The following is a 1481-nucleotide window of genomic DNA, read 5'->3' as shown; positions in this document are numbered from 1 at the left end:
GCGCGCGACCGTGGGCGCGCTGGTACTGTTGCCATGAGACCCGTACAGGAGAGCAAGCCATGATCGTCGGCATGAACCACTTCACCGTGACCGCGGAGGACGAGCAGAAGACGCTCGCCTTCTACACCGGCCTGCTCGGCCTGCGCGTCGGGCACCGGCCGGAGCTCGGCTTTCCCGGCGCCTGGCTCTACGGCAGCGGCCCGCAGGCGGTGCTGCACCTCTACTTCGAGCGGCCGGTGCCGGCGCAGCGCACCGGGGTCATCGACCACATGGCGTTCACGGCGCAGGACCTGCGCGCGGTCAAGGCCCGCTTCGATGAGAGCGGGATCAGGTACGAGTTGCGCCAGCAGCCCGGTGGCGGCACCTGGCAGCTGTTCTGCCACGACCCCAGTGGCGCCAAGGTCGAACTCGATTTCGACGCTTCGGAGGTGCTTTGACATGCCAGTTTTCAACGCATCTCCGTTCAATGCCATCCCTTCCGCAGGAGGCAGCGCAATGTTTCACCGTTTCTGTCGGTTCATGCTGCTGCCTCTGCTGGGCCTGGCGATCGCGGGCTGCGCGACCGACCCGTCGCGGCTGCCGCTCGGCAGCACGCGCGCCGAGGTGCTGCAGCAGGCAGGCAAGCCGACCGCCACCTATCCCCTGCCCGGCGGCGGCGAGCGGTTGCAGTATTCGCGCGCACCCTCCGGCTACCAGGTCAACAACGTCGACCTCGATGCGGCCGGGCGTGTGGTCGCGATCACCCAGGCGCTCGACAACCCGATCTACGACAGCCCGATCGTGATCGGCCAATGGCGCGAAGCCGATGTGCTGCGAACTTTCGGGCGGCCCTACCAGGTCACCCGGGTCACTTCCTTCGATGGCCCGATCTGGAGCTGGCAGTTCATGGACCTCAGCATGCCGCGCCTGTTCTATGTCTACTTCGACCCTGACGGCGTCGTGGTGCGTTACTTCGCCGGTGACAGCCCGAACATCCTGAACGTGAAGTGACCGCCGAGGCGCTACAGTCGGCGCATGAACCGGCTTGCCTTGTCTTTCCTCGCCTTGGCACTGGGGGGCTGCGCCACGCCCCCCAATGAAGTCGTCCGCATGAGCGACGGCGTCTTGCGTGCCACGACCTCCGCCCAGGCTGCGGCGCATTGCGAAAAGGATCGATCGACCCTGCGGATGCTCGGGAAGGCGCCGGCGGAGTCCGGCGTCCTGTTTCGCTGCGAACGCTAGCAGGGCCTGGACGTCGGGCCGCTTGAATCGAGCACTAGATCAAGGCCCTTAATCGGCGCTGGGCGCGGTCGAGTCCGACGACCAGGCGATTCTCGATACTCTCCGCCTCCGTGATTCGATCGTCGAGCCATGCGGCATCCGTGTATCCGACTTGGGACATCTTCTGCATCATGACGCCGATGAGGGCGTTTTGATCCGTGATCAACCCATCCCAGAGGTCGACATCCGCCTGGGCGCCTTGTATTTCCACGTAGCTGGCC

General features: G+C 65.6%; 3 protein-coding genes. 2 read left to right on the top strand and 1 reads right to left on the bottom strand.

Annotated features, from left to right (window positions below):
- Nucleotides 1-437, top strand: a 437-nt coding sequence (locus AC1D2K_RS34565) for a VOC family protein (RefSeq protein ID WP_478094936.1), incomplete at its 5' end; no start/stop codon positions are given.
- Nucleotides 438-495: 58 nt separating this feature from the next.
- Nucleotides 496-990, top strand: coding sequence for a hypothetical protein (locus tag AC1D2K_RS34560; RefSeq protein WP_478094934.1), 495 nt, complete (start codon nucleotides 496-498; stop codon nucleotides 988-990).
- Between the two features lie 265 nt (nucleotides 991-1255).
- Here AC1D2K_RS34560 and AC1D2K_RS34555 read toward each other — a convergent pair.
- Nucleotides 1256-1481 (bottom strand): hypothetical protein (locus tag AC1D2K_RS34555; RefSeq protein ID WP_478094932.1); only part of this gene is annotated, 226 nt, incomplete at its 5' end.

The sequence above is a fragment of the Variovorax sp. P1_H12_2 genome (assembly GCF_056405335.1).
This window is presented reverse-complemented; position numbering and strand designations above follow the sequence as displayed.

Coding starts and splice junctions, on each gene's coding strand:
- AC1D2K_RS34560 (WP_478094934.1), top strand. CDS start 496: ATGTTTCACCGTTTCTGTCGGTTCATGCTGCTGCCTCTGCTGGGCCTG.